The 556-nt window shown below is 75.9% G+C and carries 1 pseudogene; it reads left to right on the top strand.

Going from position 1 to position 556, the window contains the following annotated elements:
- Window positions 1–556 (top strand): annotated as a pseudogene (locus C1J01_RS50960) (hypothetical protein); the annotation flags it as partial.

The raw sequence follows: 556 nt of genomic DNA, 5'->3' as shown, positions 1-556 counted from the left end.
AGCCTCCTCAGCCGCCGCAGCGCCTCGGTGTCGATCGGCTTCCCGGCAGCGGGCCTGCGACTCTCAGCAGTCTTGATCGGTACGCCGGCCTCACGGGCCGCCACCGCCTCAGCGTCCACCACACCGAGCGGCGTCTCCTCACCCGCCCGCACATCCTGCGCCCGCTCGGCCGCCCGCACGTCCTGTGCCCGCCGCTCAGCCGCCCGGCGATCCTGCGTACGCCGCCCACGCCCGCGACCGGCACTCCCCTGCTCCCGGATCTCGGCCTCAACACCCGGGTCGGCCCCGGACGCGGCCCCAACTCCGGCGTCGGACCCGTGGGCGGCCACCTCACGACCAGCCTCTTCACGCCCTCGCCGAGCAGTCCCGCGACCGGCGTCATCGCCTCGCCCAGCAGTCCCCCGACCGCCGTCATCACCGCCTGGCCCGGCGACCTTACGCTCAGCGCCACCACGGGCCCGCTCGGCGATCCCACGATCAGCGCCATCCCGGCCCTGCCCGGCGACCCTGCGTTCGGCGTCGGCGCCGTTTCGGGCGGCGAGGTCCGCGTCCGGGT

The organism is Nonomuraea aridisoli (assembly GCF_003236395.1).
Lineage (GTDB): Bacteria > Actinomycetota > Actinomycetes > Streptosporangiales > Streptosporangiaceae > Nonomuraea > Nonomuraea aridisoli.
Note: the sequence above shows the minus strand (reverse complement) of the source record. Positions and strands in the feature narration are given on the sequence as shown.